At 70.9% G+C, this 15,997-nt stretch carries 15 protein-coding genes; 10 read left to right on the top strand and 5 right to left on the bottom strand.

The features are described from left to right. The first annotated feature begins 85 nt into the window (after window positions 1-85). From V2S05_RS08325 to V2S05_RS08305, 5 genes are read left to right on the top strand one after another with little or no spacing between them, the layout of a single operon-like run. Complete coding sequence (locus V2S05_RS08325) at window positions 86-829, top strand: copper homeostasis protein CutC (RefSeq protein ID WP_413634710.1); 744 nt, start codon at window positions 86-88, stop codon at window positions 827-829. Window positions 830-876: 47 nt separating this feature from the next. After that, window positions 877-1,758 carry an alpha/beta fold hydrolase gene (locus V2S05_RS08320; protein WP_413634709.1) on the top strand — a complete coding sequence of 294 codons (882 nt, stop codon included), beginning with the start codon at window positions 877-879 and terminating at the stop codon, window positions 1,756-1,758. A 1-nt stretch (window position 1,759) separates the two neighbouring features. Further along, complete coding sequence (gene pnuC / locus V2S05_RS08315; RefSeq protein ID WP_413634708.1) at window positions 1,760-2,467, top strand: nicotinamide riboside transporter PnuC; 708 nt, start codon at window positions 1,760-1,762, stop codon at window positions 2,465-2,467. Between the two features lie 44 nt (window positions 2,468-2,511). Continuing rightward, entirely contained in the window at window positions 2,512-3,561 is a 1,050-nt protein-coding gene (locus V2S05_RS08310) for a biotin/lipoate A/B protein ligase family protein (protein ID WP_413634707.1), read from the top strand. Then, complete coding sequence (locus V2S05_RS08305; RefSeq protein WP_413634706.1) at window positions 3,540-4,451, top strand: DNA-methyltransferase; 912 nt, start codon at window positions 3,540-3,542, stop codon at window positions 4,449-4,451. The genes V2S05_RS08310 and V2S05_RS08305 overlap by 22 nt, the downstream gene beginning before the upstream one ends. 1 nt (window position 4,452) lies before the next feature. On the opposite strand, the gene V2S05_RS08300 is transcribed toward V2S05_RS08305, so the two are convergent. Together V2S05_RS08300 and V2S05_RS08295 are read right to left on the bottom strand one after the other, a co-directional pair. Beyond that, window positions 4,453-5,097 (bottom strand): DUF6226 family protein, encoded by a 645-nt coding sequence (locus tag V2S05_RS08300; RefSeq protein ID WP_413634705.1) that lies wholly within the window; start codon window positions 5,095-5,097, stop codon window positions 4,453-4,455. A gap of 32 nt (window positions 5,098-5,129) precedes the next feature. After that, complete coding sequence (locus tag V2S05_RS08295) at window positions 5,130-6,023, bottom strand: LysR family transcriptional regulator (RefSeq protein ID WP_413634704.1); 894 nt, start codon at window positions 6,021-6,023, stop codon at window positions 5,130-5,132. 226 nt (window positions 6,024-6,249) lie between these two features. On the opposite strand from V2S05_RS08295, the gene V2S05_RS08290 reads away from it, so the two are divergent. The 4 genes from V2S05_RS08290 (at window position 6,250) to V2S05_RS08275 (ending at window position 10,838) form a co-directional block, all read left to right on the top strand. Then, window positions 6,250-6,624 carry a hypothetical protein gene (locus V2S05_RS08290; protein ID WP_413634703.1) on the top strand — a complete coding sequence of 125 codons (375 nt, stop codon included), beginning with the start codon at window positions 6,250-6,252 and terminating at the stop codon, window positions 6,622-6,624. Then, complete coding sequence (locus V2S05_RS08285) at window positions 6,621-6,902, top strand: hypothetical protein (RefSeq protein ID WP_413634702.1); 282 nt, start codon at window positions 6,621-6,623, stop codon at window positions 6,900-6,902. Before V2S05_RS08290 ends, V2S05_RS08285 begins: the two co-directional genes overlap by 4 nt. 66 nt (window positions 6,903-6,968) lie before the next feature. After that, window positions 6,969-7,265 (top strand): hypothetical protein, encoded by a 297-nt coding sequence (locus tag V2S05_RS08280; protein ID WP_413634701.1) that lies wholly within the window; start codon window positions 6,969-6,971, stop codon window positions 7,263-7,265. A 120-nt stretch (window positions 7,266-7,385) separates the two neighbouring features. Then, entirely contained in the window at window positions 7,386-10,838 is a 3,453-nt protein-coding gene (locus V2S05_RS08275; RefSeq protein WP_413634700.1) for a bifunctional proline dehydrogenase/L-glutamate gamma-semialdehyde dehydrogenase, read from the top strand. 150 nt (window positions 10,839-10,988) lie between these two features. Here V2S05_RS08275 and V2S05_RS08270 read toward each other — a convergent pair whose 3' ends face one another. The 3 genes from V2S05_RS08270 to galT all read right to left on the bottom strand — a co-directional run bounded on the left by V2S05_RS08270 (window position 10,989) and on the right by galT (window position 14,938). After that, window positions 10,989-12,488, bottom strand: coding sequence for a carboxylesterase/lipase family protein (locus V2S05_RS08270; RefSeq protein WP_413634699.1), 1,500 nt, complete (start codon window positions 12,486-12,488; stop codon window positions 10,989-10,991). Window positions 12,489-12,575: 87 nt separating this feature from the next. Then, window positions 12,576-13,757, bottom strand: coding sequence for a galactokinase (gene galK, locus V2S05_RS08265; protein ID WP_413634698.1), 1,182 nt, complete (start codon window positions 13,755-13,757; stop codon window positions 12,576-12,578). After that, window positions 13,754-14,938 carry a galactose-1-phosphate uridylyltransferase gene (gene galT / locus V2S05_RS08260; protein WP_413634697.1) on the bottom strand — a complete coding sequence of 395 codons (1,185 nt, stop codon included), beginning with the start codon at window positions 14,936-14,938 and terminating at the stop codon, window positions 13,754-13,756. Before galT ends, galK begins: the two co-directional genes overlap by 4 nt. A gap of 72 nt (window positions 14,939-15,010) precedes the next feature. On the opposite strand from galT, the gene V2S05_RS08255 reads away from it, so the two are divergent. After that, entirely contained in the window at window positions 15,011-15,985 is a 975-nt protein-coding gene (locus V2S05_RS08255; RefSeq protein ID WP_413634696.1) for a LacI family DNA-binding transcriptional regulator, read from the top strand. Window positions 15,986-15,997: the final 12 nt, after the last annotated feature.

Here is a 15,997-nt window from a genome sequence, read left to right as displayed (position 1 = left end):
CTAACTAATATTCAGCGCGCGAGGGCCGGATGAAAATCTTGTTCTCCACTGTGCTCGAACCGCGCGGAATGCGAGAATAATTCTCGTGTCTGTCGATCTCGAAGTGGCCGTCCAGAACACCGCCGGCATGCGCATCGCGCTCGAGATCGGGGCAGCCCGGGTCGAGTTGACCCAGGCGCTCAGCCTCGGCGGGCTCACCCCGTCTCGTGGCACGATCGAACTGGTGCGTGAAGCGGGCGGCGAGAGCGGCCCCGAGGTGCACGTGCTCATCCGCCCCCGTGCGGGCGGCTTCCACTACGACCGCGAGGAGTTCGCCGTCATGGAGCGTGACGTGCGCGGCGCGCTCGCCGCAGGAGCGCATGGCGTGGTGGTCGGATGCCAGGACGCGACCGGCGCACTCGACCGTGACGGTCTCGAGCGGCTGCGCGATGCGGCCGGGGGCGCATCGGTCACCCTGCACCGCGTGATCGACACCACGCCCGATCCGCTCGGGGCGCTGCGCACCGTGCGCGAGCTCGGCCTTCACCGCGTGCTCACCTCGGGAGGCGCCTCGCGTGCGATCGATGGCCTCGACGTGCTGCGCGCCCTCGTGCGCGAAGCGGCCGGCGAGATCGAGGTGATGGCAGGCAGCGGCATCACCGCGGCCGACGTCGCCACCGTCGTCGGCGCCGGCGTCGACGCTGTGCACTTCTCGGCCAAGCGCACCGTGACCGTCGACGGCGGCGTGCGGCTGGGCTCGGCCAGCGACGGCGTCGGGGGGCACGAGGTCACCGACCTCGACGCGGCACGCTCGATCGTCGACGCGCTGGCGAAGGCGCACGCGGCCTGAGAGCCGGGCGGCCAGAGCGCAGTGCGCCGCTCCGTAGACTCGACGGTATGCCTTCCCCTCGCACAGCTGAGTTCGCCGATGCATACGGCATCGCCATCGTCTACGACGTATACGAGGCCGCAGGCACCCCGAGGGGAGTGGTCCAGCTGCTGCACGGCGTGGGCGAGCACGCCGGTCGGTACGCCCGCACCATCGAGGTGCTCGTCGAGGCGGGGTTCCACGTCTACGCCGACGACCACCGCGGGCACGGGCGCACGGGCATCCGGCAGCACGGCGATCCGGCGAAGCTCGGGCGCCTCGGCCGTGGCGGCATGCGCGCCGCCGTCGACGCGTGCTGGCAGCTGACCGAGATCATCCGCTCCGAGCGTGGTGACCTGCCGCTCGTGCTGCTGGGTCATTCGTGGGGGTCGTTCCTGGCGCAGAAGCTGCTGAATCAGCATCCCGAAGCGTACGACGCGGTCGTGCTCACCGGATCCGCCCTGCGGACCCCGACGGATCTCAACCCGCGCCCGCTCAACGCGCGGTGGAAGGCGCCCGATGCGCACGGGCTCGAATGGCTCTCGCGTGACGAGGCGGTCTGGGCGGCGTTCCGTGACGACCCGCTGACGACCGAGGTGCCGCTGCTCACCCTCTTCGGCCCAATCGAGGCGGCCCGGCTGTACGGACTGCCGAAGAAGAACCTGCTCGGGTCGCTGAGCTCGTCGAAGGGCATCCCGGTGCTGCTGATGGTCGGCGGCGACGACCCGGTCGGCGGCCCGCGCAGCGTGCACAAGCTCGCCGACGCGTACAAGAAACGGTCCGGCCTGACCGACGTGACGACGCTCGTCTACCCCGACGCGCGCCACGAGCTGTTCAACGAGCTGCAGCAGGACGACGTGCGCGCCGACCTGGTGGCCTGGCTCGACGCGCACATCCCCGCGCAGGGCTGAGGTGGCCGCCGTTCTGCAGTGGCTGATCGACGCATTCAACGCGCAGATCTCCGTCGGCTCGTCGTCGCTGCTCGTGCGCGAGGTGGTCGGCAACGTCTTCGGCCTCGCCAGCGCTCTCGGCGCGATGCGGCGGAGGCTGTGGGCGTGGCCGGTCGGCATCGTCGGCAACGTGCTGCTGCTCACCGTCTTCGTCGGCAGCGTGTTCGGCACCGAGCATGCGGCCAACCTGCTCGGGCAGGCCGGCCGTCAGGTGATGTTCATCGCCGTCTCGGTGTACGGCTGGGTGCGCTGGCGTCAGGCCCGCGACAGCGAGGGCCACGCCGTCACCCCGCGATGGGCGTCGGGTCGCACGCGCGTTCTGCTGATCGCGGCCCTGCTGATCGGAACGGCGGCGATCACGCCGCTGTTCCGGATGCTCGGATCGTACGAGCCGGTGTGGAGTGATGCGTGGACCTTCGTCGGGTCGCTGCTGGCGACCTGGGCGATGGCCAAGGGGTGGGTCGAGTTCTGGCTGATCTGGGTGGCGGTGGATGCCGTGGGCGTGCCGCTGCTGTTCTCGGCCGGCTACTACGCCACCGCGTTCATGTACCTGTTCTACGGTGCGTTCACGGTCGTCGGCTTCCTCGTGTGGATGCGCGCCTCGCGCGGTGCCAAACCGCGCATCGACACCGACCTGCCCGACCCGACCGTGCGCGGCGGGCGGGGTTGAGGCGGACCCGGCGGTGCCGCTGTCTACGCGGTTAAGATCGAAGAGTGCATGGTGAGTACAAGGTTCCCGGTGGAAAGCTCGTCGTCGTCGACCTCGAGGTCGCAGACGGACTGATCCGCGACTTCCGCCTCGCGGGCGACTTCTTCCTCGAGCCCGATACGGCTCTCGAGGCCATCAACAGCGCTGTCGAGGGCATGCCGGTCGAGGCCGATGCCGCCACGATCGCCGCCGCGGTGCGCGCGGCCCTGCCCGAGGGCGCCCAGCTGCTGGGGTTCTCTCCGGAGGCCGTGGGCACAGTGGTGCGCCGCGCGCTGGTGACCGCACCGGGATGGCGCGACTTCGACTGGGAGATCGTGCACGAGAAGGCGGTCTCGCCGCGAATGAACCTCGCCCTCGACGAGGTGCTCACCTCGCGCGTCGGCGAGGGTCGCCGTCGCCCGACCCTGCGCATCTGGGAGTGGGACGAGTCGGCGGTCGTGATCGGGTCGTTCCAGTCGTACCGCAACGAGGTCGATCCGGAAGGCGCCGCCCGGCACGGGTTCGACGTCGTGCGGCGCATCTCGGGCGGTGGCGCGATGATGATGGCCGCCGGGCAGATCATCACCTACTCGCTGTACGTGCCCGCCTCGCTCGTGCAGGGCATGACCTTCGCCGATTCGTACGCCTTCCTCGACGACTGGGTGCTGCAGGCGCTGCGCTCGGTGGGCATCGAGGCCACTTACCAGCCGCTCAACGACATCGCCTCGCCCACCGGCAAGATCGGCGGCGCCGCGCAGAAGCGCCTCGCCAACGGTGGCGTGCTGCATCACGCGACGATCTCGTACGACATCGATGGCAAGACGATGACCGAGGTGCTGCGCATCGGCCGCGAGAAGCTCAGCGACAAGGGCACCACCTCGGCCGCAAAGCGCGTCGACCCGCTGCGCACCCAGACCGGAATGGAGCGCAGCGAGATCATCGAGCGCTTCAAAGGCACCTTCCGCGCCCTCACGGGTGCTGAGGACGGGGCGATCAGCGCCGACGAGTACGAGGCCGCCCAGGCCCTGGTCGAGAGCAAGTTCGCGACCGACGCGTGGCTGCACCGCGTGCCGTGACCGGCGCGCCGCGCCCTGGCTCCGTCGAGATCATCGAGGGCGACAATCTCGAGGTCGCCGCGTCGCTGGCATCCGGATCCTTCACCCTCATCTACCTCGACCCGCCCTTCAACACCGGCCGCACCCGCGGCCGTGAGGTCGTGACCGCTCGCCGCACCGTGCCCTCCGACACGCAGCTGCCGGAGAGGGAACCGCTCGAGGTGGCGAAGGAGATCCGCTACGGGTTCCACGGGCACTCGTACGAGCGGGTGCGCGGCATGCTGCGCACGTTCGATGACCGCTTCGACGACTACGGCGAGTTCCTCATGCCGCGGCTCGAGGAGGCGTGGCGGCTGCTCGCCGACGACGGCACGCTGTACCTGCACCTCGACTACCGTGAGGCGCACTACGCCAAGGTGATGATGGATGCCGTGTTCGGGCGCGACTGCTTCCTCAACGAGCTCATCTGGGCGTACGACTACGGCGCGAAATCACGCAGCCGCTGGCCCACCAAGCACGACACGATCCTGGTGTACGCGAAGGACCCCGGACGGCACGTGTTCAACGCCGACGACATCGACCGCGAGCCGTACATGGCCCCGGGCCTGGTCACCGCCGAGAAGGCCGCGCGCGGAAAGCTGCCGACCGACGTGTGGTGGCACACGATCGTGCCGACCACCGGGCGCGAGAAGACCGGCTATCCGACCCAGAAGCCGGAGGGCATCCTGCGCCGCATCGTGCAGGCCTCCTCGCGACCCGGCGACCGGGTGCTCGATCTGTTCGCCGGCTCCGGCACGACAGGCGCGGTCGCCTCGGCGCTGGGCCGGGATGCCGTGCTCGTCGACGACAACCCCGAAGCGATCCGGGTGATGCGAGAGCGGATGCCGCAGGCCGTCGTCCGCGCTGTGTGAGTCAGGGTCGCGGCGGCCACGGCGCCCACGCGCCCGTCCGGCCGGCGAGCACCGGCATCGCCGCGGCGAGCCTGTCGGCCGGGAAGTCCTCGGCGCGGGACTCGCCGTACGACGAGCCGTTCGGGTAGGTCGTCGACACCTCGACCCGCGGCCGGACGCCGCGGGTGATGCCCTCCCGGTACTCGCCGCCGGCGACGGCGAGCACCTGCTGCTCGAGCCCGACGGCCTCGGTCGTCCACTCCGAGTCGCAGGCCTCGCATCCGCAGGAAGGGTAGGCGAAGTCGTGCAGCAGGCCGGCGTGCAGCAGGATGCCCGGGTAGTCCGTGAACACGAAGGTCAGCGCGGCGCACTCCGGGTCGTTCGGCCGCACCCGCACCGCGCGCACCACCTGCGGGTGCGGGTGCGGGTGCATCAGATCGTCGGCGACCTCGATGCCCTCCTGCACGGTGACGTCGAATGCCGCGCGCAGATGGGCGACGAGCGCGTCGGCGACCCGGTGCAGGGGCGCGAAGCGCTCGGGATGGCGATCGACGGAGTAGGCGTCGTCTGGCGGTGAGTCCGGCCACCGGCATCCGTAGTCGATCACCTGGTTGTCGTCGTCGCGGAACACGGGGGAGTCGATCGCGGGTCGCAGGTACGAGGACATGTGCTCATCCTCGCGCAGCGGCAGCCGATCGGCTACGGGGCGACGCGTCGGTGGGCGGTGAACGCGTCGTGCAGCGCGGTGCGTACGAGATCGACCGCCTCATGGCTGCGCGACGCCGCGCGCACCGCGGTGAACACCTCGCGCACGGGCGATCCGGGCAGGTCTGCCACGGTGAGCGGGCTCGGCTCGTCACCCCAGATCAGGTCGGGCAGCATGCCGACGGCATGGCCGGATGCCACCAGGCGCACGTGCGCGGTGAGATCGGCGGCCTCGAATCGCACGTCGGGCTCGAACCCTGCGGCCCGGCACTGCTGCACCGTCCACTGCCGCACGGCCGTTCCCTCGGGCTCCATCACCCAGGCGCGATCGCGCAGCTCGTGCAGGGGTGCCGGATGCTCGGCGGGCGGCAGCACGATGCGGATCGGATCCTGGCCCAGCAGCTCGTGCACGACACCGTCGCGCTGCTCGCGCGTGTGGCCCGGATACTGCTCGGCGATCACCAGGTCGAAGCGGCGCGCCCACAGCTCGAACAGGCTCTCCTCCGGCGGCAGCTCGGCGAGCTCGACCCGCAGCTCGGGCTGGCGCCGAGCCAGCAGGGTCAGTGCCGCGGGGACGATGGTCTGCGCGGCGGTGGGCATCGCCGCGATGCGCACAGGCTCCCATCCCGCGTGGGCGGTCAGCGCCGCGCGGGCCTCTTCGTCGAGCTCGAGCGCCCTCGCGGCGTGCTCGGCGAGCATCCGGCCCTGGGGCGTCAGCCGCACCCGGCGGCCGTCGGGCTCGAGCAGCGACACTCCGGCCTCCTTCTCGAGCGCTGCCAGCTGCTGCGAGACGGTGGAGGGGGAGTAGGAGAGGGATGCCGCGACCTCGGCGATCGTGCCACGCAGCGCCAGCTCGTGCAGCAGCCGGAGGCGACGCAGTTCGAACACCTGAGCCTGCTTTCTGCGGGGGACGCGACAGGTTCATCCTAGGTTCGGCACCTGCGACGACGCGGCCGCATGGGCAGTCCTCCTCATCGCAGCATCCACACGGCACCCCCTAGGGTCTCTGCAGGAGGTGTGCCGTCGGGATGATGTTGCCGAACGAGCTCGCTTCCTCAGGGCACTGTCGTCTTCCAGCTGGGCGAGGGCGGCGTGTGGGATATTCTCGGCACCTATGGTTGAGCCGAGTGGGTCCGGGCCCCTGCTGATCGACGCTCTCGCCGCCAAAGCGGCCGCGGGCGGGCAGGCGGAGCACGATGCTCTGATCAACGGCTTTCTCGAGACCGTGGTGGTGGTTCCGAGTGGCAGCGATCCTGCCAAGGGACCGCTGCAGCCCGTGCTCATCGACGTCGACGGCGTATCTCACATGCTGGTCTGCGACTCGCTCGTCGCGGTGCGGGTCGCCACGGATCTCGCCCAGTACGCCGTCTCGATGAAGGGCATCGACGTCGTTCGCGGCGTCGCTCCCGGTCACGCACTTGTCGTGCGGACCCCGACGACGGGCTTCGCGATCGACGAGGCACTGCTGAACGAGATCCGATCGCGATGACGGCGAGCGGTCGCTATCCCGGCTCGTGCGAGGTGTGCTCGGGCTATTGGGCCACCTACGCCCCGGCAGCGAAGCCGATCGCGATCGGCGAGAGCATGGAATACATGGCCGAGGTGCGGCGCTGCCGATTCTGCGGCGCGTACTGGGAGGTCGGCGCATTCAGCTTCCCCCAAGTGATCTCCCATGACCACGCTCGCAAGGAGCTGCCCGATCTGGACGCCCTCGAGGCGACGCTGGGAATCGACTTTCCTGATCCGCCGGAGATCCCGGCGGCCTGATCGGCCTCGCCGGGCCGCACAGTCGGCCGCTGGCGTCGGCCTGCTCGACGCGGAAAGAGGGATGGTGTGACAGACGAGACGCTGAGCTGGGCGATCATCGACTACCTCGGCAGGGGGCGTTCGCGCTTTCCGAAGGCCGACGAGGGCGCTGTCGTCGCGTCGGCGGGCGGTGACGCCGCCGACGTGCTGGTGCGCGTGCGGGCCGCCGTCGCCGAGATGATGGCGATCGAGGTCGACTGGTCTGCGACCACTCGCGCCGAAGGCGGCCGAAAGGCGAATGCCGTGATGGCAGCCAGGCACCCCGAACTCGGTGACGATGCGCTCGCCGCGCTGTATTGGGCGTTCACCTACAACTGGCGCTGAGGCGGTCGAAGCTCAGCATGATCCCCGCAGCCGCCCGGCCGGGACTCTTCGCCGAAACCGAATGGTCATCATCGTGAATGATCGCTTTTCTTGCAGATTGGAGACGGGCATCCTGTAGGAATGAGCACCCCTGCGCCCGCCTACGAAGCATCCATCGACGAACTCGCCGCACTCGGCGATGACGCCGTCGCCCTCGTCAAGAAGTGGCTCGTCGAGAGCCGCGACGTGCCGACCGACGCGGCAGGCCAGCGCCTGGCCGGCGTGCTGCGCGACCCGAAGGGCCTCGACTTCACCGTCGGCTTCGTCGACGGCGTGGTGCGCCCCGAAGACCTCAAGGTCGCCGCGGCCAAGCTCAAGGAGCTCGTGCCGCTGACCCCCGGCTTCCTTCCCGCGCCGATGCGCGCCGCGATCGGCCTGGGTGGCGCGACCGCGGGCATCGTGCCCGGCGTCGTCGTGCCGTCGGCGCGAGCCGTGCTGCGCCAGATGGTGCGCCACCTCATCGTCGACGCGCGCGACGAGAAGCTGGGCGCCGCGATCAAGCACATCCGCGACAAGCAGGGCGTGAAGCTCAACATCAATCTGCTGGGTGAGGCGATCCTCGGCCGCGAAGAGGCGAAGCGCCGCCTCGAGGGCACTCGCCGCCTGCTCGAGCGCGACGACGTCGATTACGTCTCGATCAAGGTCTCCTCCACCGTCGCCCCGCACAGCCCGTGGGCGTTCGACGAGGCCGTCGCCGACGCCGCCGAGGCGCTGCTGCCCCTGTACCGCATCGCCGCGAAGGGCGGCCCTGCGGGTGCGAAGTTCATCAACCTCGACATGGAGGAGTACAAGGACCTCGACCTCACCATCGCGGTCTTCACGCACATCCTCGACCGCCCCGAGTTCAAGAACCTCGAGGCCGGCATCGTGCTGCAGGCCTACCTGCCCGACGCGCTCTCGGCCATGATGCGCCTGCAGGAGTGGGCCGCCGCCCGCGTCGCCTCGGGCGGTGCGCCGATCAAGGTGCGCGTCGTCAAGGGTGCCAACCTGCCGATGGAGACGGTCGACGCCGAGACGCACGGCTGGCCGCTCGCGACCTGGTCGAGCAAGCAGGAGTCCGACTCGTCGTACAAGGCGGTGCTCGAGTACTCGCTACGCCCCGAGCACATCGGCAACGTGCGCGTCGGCGTAGCCGGCCACAACCTGTTCGACATCGCTCTGGCATGGCTGCTCGCGAACAAGCGCGGCGTCGCCGAGGGGGTCGAGTTCGAGATGCTGCTCGGCATGGCCACTGCTCAGGCCGAGGTCGTCAAGCGCACCGTCGGCTCGCTGCTGCTCTACACACCCGTCGTGCACCCCGACGAGTTCGACGTGGCTATCGCCTACCTGATCCGCCGCCTCGAAGAGGGCGCGTCGCACGAGAACTTCATGTCGGCGGTCTTCGACCTCGACTCCGACCCGGCGCTGTTCGAACGCGAGAAGCAGCGCTTCCTGGCATCCATCCAGACCATCCCCACCGAGGTCCCCGCCGCCAACCGCGTGCAGAACCGCCAGCTGCCGGCCGAGCCCGCGCCGCGCGACGGCTTCGTGAACACCCCCGACACCGACCCGTCGCTCGCCGGCAACCGCGCGTGGGCCGATGCGATCCGCTCGCGCATGGTCGGCTCGACCCTCGGCATCGACACCGTCGCCGCGAACACGCTCAGCACCTCCGAGCAGGTCTCCGAGCGCATCGCCACGGCCGTGGCATCCGGTGAGGCGTGGCGCGCGCTGGGCGCCGCCGGCCGCGCCGAGATCCTGCACCGCGCCGGTGACATCCTCGAGGCGCGTCGCGCCGAGCTGCTCGAGGTGATGGGCTCCGAGGCCGGCAAGATCATCGAGCAGGGCGACCCCGAGGTCTCCGAGGCGATCGACTTCGCGCACTACTACGCCGAGAGCGCCAAGAAGCTCGCCGATGTGGACGGCGCGGTCATGCAGCCCGTCGGCCTGACCGTCGTCACCCCGCCGTGGAACTTCCCGGTCGCGATCCCGGCCGGCTCCACCCTGTCGGCCCTCGCCACCGGCTCGCCGGTGATCATCAAGCCCGCCCGCCAGGCGCGCCGCTCGGGCGCGGTCATGGTCGAGGCGCTGTGGGAAGCGGGCGTTCCCCGCGACGTGCTGCAGTACGTGCAGCTCGAGGGTCGGTCGCTGGGCGAGCAGCTCGTCAGCGACCCGGCGGTCGGCCGGGTCATCCTCACGGGCGGGTTCGAGACGGCCGAGCTGTTCCGCGGCTTCCGCGCCGACCTGCCGCTGCTCGCCGAGACCAGCGGCAAGAACGCCATCATCGTCACCCCGTCGGCCGACCTCGACCTCGCCGCGAAGGACGTCGCCTACTCTGCGTTCGGCCACGCCGGCCAGAAGTGCTCGGCAGCCTCGCTCGTCGTGCTCGTCGGCTCGGTCGCGAAGTCGGAGCGCTTCCGCCGCCAGCTCGTCGACGCCGTGCGCGCGTACGAGGTCGGCACGCCGGAAGACGGCTCGAACCGCATCGGCCCGCTGATCGGGCCGGCCGAGGGCAAGCTGCTCGGCGCACTGACCGAGCTGCACCCTGGGCAGTCCTGGATGCTGGAGCCGAAGAAGCTCGACGACGCGGGCCAGCTCTGGACTCCCGGCATCCGTGACGGCGTGCAGCGCGGCAGCGAGTTCCACAGGGTCGAGTACTTCGGCCCCGTGCTCGGCGTGATGACCGCCGAGTCGCTGACCGAGGCGATCGACATCGTCAACGACATCGACTACGGCCTCACCAGCGGCATCCACTCCCTCGACGTGGACGAGGTGCAGCAGTGGCTGGCTTCGATCGAAGCCGGAAACGTGTACGTCAATCGCGGCACCACAGGCGCGATCGTGCAGCGCCAGCCCTTCGGCGGCTGGAAGAAGGCGGCCGTCGGTGCCGGATCCAAGGCAGGCGGCCCGAACTACCTCGTCGGCCTCTCGGACTGGACGGATGCCCCGGTGCAGACCAGCACCTCGCTGGACGCCCTCGCGTCGTCGGCGGTCGCGCTCGTCGAGGGTGCCGACGCCGAGTGGCTGCGCGGTGCGCTGGCCACAGACATCGACGCTCTTGCGGCCGAGTTCGGCGTGGTGCGCGATGCTACCGGCCTCGTCACCGAGCAGAACGCGCTGCGCTACCAGGCGCTGCCCGTCACGATCCGCTTCGAGGGTGCCCGCGTGGCCGAGCTGCTGCGCGTCGCCGCTGCCGGAGCGCGGCTGCGCGCCCGGGTGACGGTGAGCACGGCATCCGCTCTGCCCGCGCCGGTCGTCACCTGGCTCGGCTCGCACGACGTCGTCGTGGTGACCGAGGGCGCTCAGGCGTGGGCATCCCACGCTCGTCGTCTCGCCGCTGCGGGCGGACGCGTGCGTCTGATCGGTGCTGACGCGCTCGAGACCGCGACTGCTGTGGACGGCTCGCCGAGCCTCGCGATCTACGCGAACCCGGTCGTCGCCGCGGGCCGGGTGGAGATGCTGACCTTCGTGCGCGAGCAGGCCGTGTCGATCACCGCGCACCGCTTCGGCACCCCGCACCGGTACGAGGTTCCGCTGCTCGAGCCCGTGCGCTGAGTCGCGGGTCGGCTCTCTCGCTTCGCGCCCGCTGGCCCGTATGGTCGCCTCCTCTTGGGAGAGGCGACCATTGGGGCCTAGGGCTGGCGTGAATCCAAGGCCATTCGGGTCCAGGCCCCGGCGCCCGGGGCCTTGGGCGCGAGCGGCCGCTCAGATCAGCGGCAGCGCGTCGTCGTAGGCCGAGCGCGAGAGCGCGGGTCTGTCGCCGAACACGCGGGTGATGCCCGGATCGGTGCGCCAGGCCGGCCAGCCGGGGTCGGCGTCGCGGATGAACGCGACCGCAGCGGCGTGCATCTCGTCTGCGAGGTGCTGCGGGGGCCTCCTGCCCGCGATGCGTGCCACGTGCGGGTCGTCGAGGCAGTCGAACCAGAACGGCACATCGAGGCAGTGGTACGACCATCCGTTCGTGGGTGAAGCCCAGGCGAACCGGTACGTCCAGGTGCGGGCATCCTGCCGCGTCTCGGCGATGCGCACCACGAGCGAGCGGAACACCCGGTCGGTGACGAAGCGACCCAGCGCCGCACCCGCACCACGTCTTCCGCGGTTCGCTCGCCGCCAGCCGTGCCGCAGCGCGTGAGTCTTCTCGACGATCAACAGGGCGAGCGGCACGGGCACCCAGCGCAGGATGCGCGGTGCGCGGTCGAACACCATCGTGAACTCGTCATCGGTCGCGCCGAGCAGCAGCGGCTTGTCGGCGCCGACACCCGCGGCGTACGAGTCGACAGTCGGGCGAGTGAGCAGCTCGCCGTCGATCACCGGCCCCCAGGGCAGGCCATCGGTGAGGGTGGCGGTCGTGGCTGCGAGGCCGGTCTTGCCGAGCAGGGATGCCTCGTACTGGCGTCGCGTGAGCTCCCGCTCCTTCACGGCGCGGAAGCCTGTGAGCGTGGGTTCGCAGCCGACCATCGACGCCAGTCGCTCGCTGCGTCTGCGCGCGCGGTCGCGGGGCAGATCGCCCAGGGCGCCGCTGATCGAGATGGCGGAACGGAACAGGTGCTGCGCCTCGGGCATCCCGAGCATCGTCAGCACCGCACCGCCACCGGCGGACTGCCCGGCGATCGTCACGCGCGACGGGTCGCCGCCGAAGACGCTGATGTTGCGCTGCACCCATTCGAGCGCGGCGAGCCAGTCGCGCACCCCGCGGTTGTCGGGCGCGCCGTCGATCACCCCGAAGCCGTCGAAGCCCAGGCGGTACGAGATCGCGACTACGACGATCCCGTCGCGCACGAAGGCGCGGCCGTCGTACCAGGGGCTGGCTGAGGAGCCGGAGGAGTATCCGCCGCCGTGGATCCACACCAGCACCGGGAGTCCTTCTCCGCCGGCACTCGGATCCTGTTCCACGGGACCCTGAGCCCGTCGAAGGGCGGGGGTGAACACGTTGAGATTCAAGGTCGCCGCACCGGGGATGCTCGGCTCGGGGATGATCGCGTTCGGCTCCTCCCGGCGTTGCGGAGTAGGGCCGTACTGGGTCGCGTCGAGCGGCTCGGTCCACGGCGTGACCGGCTGCGGAGGCTGGAAGCGCCGGCCGCCGGTGGGCGGCGCCGCATACGGGATGCCGAGGAACGCCAGCGACCCGTCCGGCCGGCGGATGCCGCGCACCGGCCCCTCGGCTGTCTGCGCGATCTCTGCCTGCGACTGGTCGTCCACGGCCATCAGCGTATCGTCCCGGCACCTGGCCCAGCGCTCTTGCCTCGCTCGCCTGCGAGGTCAGTTCGGCACGGAAAACGGGGCCGCCGGGCGTCAGGCGTCGCGGCGGGGTCCGTCGGCGGGGTGCACGGTGAAGACGTGTGGTGCGCCGAATCCGGCATCCGCGAACGCCCTCGTGACTGCATCCGTGATCCTGTCGACGGCGTCGCGCTCGACCAGTGCGATCGCGGCGCCGCCGAAGCCGCCGCCGGTCATCCGCGCTCCGACCGCGCCCTGCGCGAGCGCCGTCTCGACGGCGAGGTCGAGCTCGGGCACCGAGATCTCGAAGTCGTCGCGCATCGACGCGTGCGAGGCGACCAGCAGGTCACCGATCGCGCGCGGGCCGTCTGCGCCGAGCACCCGCACGGTGTCGAGCACGCGCTGATTCTCGGTGATCACGTGGCGCACTCGCCGGAAGGTGACGTCGTCCATCAACTCGGCTGCACGCGGCAGGTCGGCTTCGGACGCGTCGCGCAGCGTGGCGATGCCCAGCAGCGCCGCCCCGCGCTCGCACGCGTCACGGCGCTCGCGGTACCCTCCGGTGGAGTGCGCGTGGGACACCCGCGTGTCGATGACGAGCACTTCGAGCCCCTCGCCGGTGAACCCGGTGGGCACCGATTCGGTCTCAAGCGAACGGCAGTCGATGAACGTCGCGGCGTCGGCACGGCCGAGCATCGACGCCATCTGATCCATGATCCCGGTGGGCGCCCCGACAGCCTCGTTCTCAGCGCGGCGGCCCACTTGCGCGAGAGTCACCGGGTCGAGCCCGAGGCTCCAGAGGTCGTTCAGGGCGGACGCCACCGACCCCTCGATCGCCGCCGACGACGACAGGCCCGCGCCGACCGGCACATCGGACGCGATCGCGATGTCGACGCCGAGCAGCGCGGTTTCGGGTGCGGCGAGCTGCAGAGCCCACGCGACGCCGAGCACGTACGCCGACCATTCCGGCACCGCAGGTTCGGCACCGGTGGCCGTCGGGAACAGCGCGTCGAGGTCGTGGAGCGCCACCTCGACCGGGTCGGCCGCAAAGGTCGATGCCACCCGGATGCGATCGTCGTCGCGAAGGCTCGCGGCGGCGAAGGTGCGATGCGGGATCGCGAACGGCAGCACGAACCCCTCGTTGTAGTCGGTGTGCTCTCCGATCAGGTTCACACGCCCCGGGGCAGACCAGATGCCCTCGGGATCGCGTCCGGTGAGCCGGGTGAAAAGGTCACGCGCGTCGACGAGGGCGCTCATGCCGTCACCTCCGGAACCGACGCGATGGCCTCGCGCAGACGCTCCGCCGCGACCTCGGGAAGGATCTCCGCGGTCCAGGCGCCCATGGCGGCCTCGGAGCCGGCGAGGAACTTCAGCTTGTCGGCGGCACGGCGCGGGCTGGTCAGCTCCAGACGCATCCGCACGGTGTCGCGGGCGACGTTCACGGGGGCCTGGTGCCACCCGGCGATGTACGCCGTGGGGGTCGGGTAGAGCGCATCCACGCCGCGCAGCAGGCGCAGGTAGAGCGGCGCGAGCTCGTCGCGCTCGGCGTCGGTGAGCGACGCGAAGTCGGGTGCGTGGCGGTGCGGCATGAGCTGCACTTCGAGCGGCCAGCGGGCCGCGAACGGCACGAAGGCGGTCCAGTGCTCGCCCTGCAGCACGACGCGGTCGGAGCCGCACTCGGAGTCGAGCACGCGCGTCATGAGATCAGGGGCGGTGCGGCGGATGCTGTCGAGCAGCCGCTGCGTGCGCGGCGTGACGTACGGGTAGGCGTAGATCTGCCCATGCGGGTGGGGCAGTGTGACGCCGATCGCCTCGCCGCGATTCTCGAACGGGAACACCTGCTGGATGCCGGGCAGCATCGACAGAGCGGCTGTGCGATCGGCCCACGCCTCGATCACCGTGCGCGCGCGGGTGACCGACTGGGTGCCGAACGATCCCTCGTGGTCGGGGCTGAAGCACACGACTTCGCAGCGGCCGATGCTCGTGCGGGTGCGGCCGAGGCCCAGCTCGGCGAGATCGTCGAGTCCGCGCGGGGAGTTGCGCGCTTCGGGCGCGTCGCCGACGGCCTCGGCCAGCGCCGGACCGAAGGCGGGCGAGCGGTTCTCGAAGACCGCGACATCGTAGTTCGCCGGCACTTCGGACGGATTCGTCGGCGACTGCGGAGCCAGCGGATCGGCGTCGGCGCCCGGCATCATGACGCGGTTCTGACGCGCTGTGGCGAAGCTGACCCAGTCGCCGGTGAGAATGTCCTGGCGCATCGTCGCGGTCTCGGGCCGCGCGTCGAGCGGGCGGGCATCGACCGCCCGGTCGGCGCCGAGGGTCGTGCCGGGGTCGTCGTAGTAGAACAGCTCGCGGCCGTCGGCGAGACGGGTGGAGCGCTTGACGACGCCGGCGCCGAGTTCGGACGTGCGCAGCTCAGGAGATTCTGACGTGTTCACGTCAACACGGTAGCGCGCGAGGCGTGGTAACGTCAACACTCCGGAGTTGTGACCACTCGAGAGGGAGACCGGATGCCGACATCCGCACGCGTGTCGATGGCGATGGTCGCCCAGCGGGCCGGTGTGTCGGGCCAGACCGTCTCCCGCGTCGCGAACGGCAGCCCGAGAGTCGACCCCGAGACGCGGGCGCGCGTCGAACAGGCCATGGCCGAACTCGGCTACCGCCCCAACCGCGCGGCGCGCGAGCTGCGCACCGGCCGCAGCCAGACGCTCGGTCTCGTCGCGCAGACCCTCGCCACGGTGGGCAACTCCCGCATGCTGCAGGCCGTCGCCGATGCGGCGGCATCCCGCGGCTACGCATTGACCGTGCTCACCCTCGGCGCGGATGCCGACATCGCCGATGCCTTCGACCGGCTGCGCGATCAGGGCGTCGACGGCGCCGTCGTGCTGAACGAGGCCACGGCGCTGGCGCGAGACGCCGCCTCGGCGGGCCTGCGCCTCGTGGTCGTCGATTCGCCGCCCGACGACCGTTTCACCGTGATCGGCACGGACCATGCCGCGGGCGCTCGTCTGGCGACCGAGCACCTCCTGGCCGCAGGGCACCGCACGGTGCGCCATCTGGCAGGGCCGGCCGGATCATTCGCAGCAGCGGAGCGAGAGCGGGGCTGGCGTGAAGCGCTCGCCGACGCCGGCGCCGAGCAGCCCGACCTCGTGCGGGGGGACTGGAGCGCGGCATCCGGATTCGATGCGGTGATGCGGATGCCGGCATCCGGGGTCTCGGCGATCTTCGCCGCGAACGATCAGATGGCCCTCGGTGCGCTGCGCGCGCTCGCGGGGTCCGGGCGCCGGGTGCCCGACGACGTCGCGGTGATCGGCTTCGACGACATCGCCGACGCCGCGAACTTCCAGCCTCCCCTGACCACCGTGCGGCAGGACTTCGATGCGCTCGGCGAGCGCGCCGTGTCGGCCCTGGTCGAGTGGATCGAGGGTGCGCGCCCCGCCGATCTGCTGCTCGAACCTGCGCTCATCCGACGCGCGAGCTCCTGAGCCCGCGCCCGA

It is taken from the genome of Microbacterium sp. OR16, assembly GCF_047306725.1.
Lineage (GTDB): Bacteria > Actinomycetota > Actinomycetes > Actinomycetales > Microbacteriaceae > Microbacterium.
This window is presented reverse-complemented; position numbering and strand designations above follow the sequence as displayed.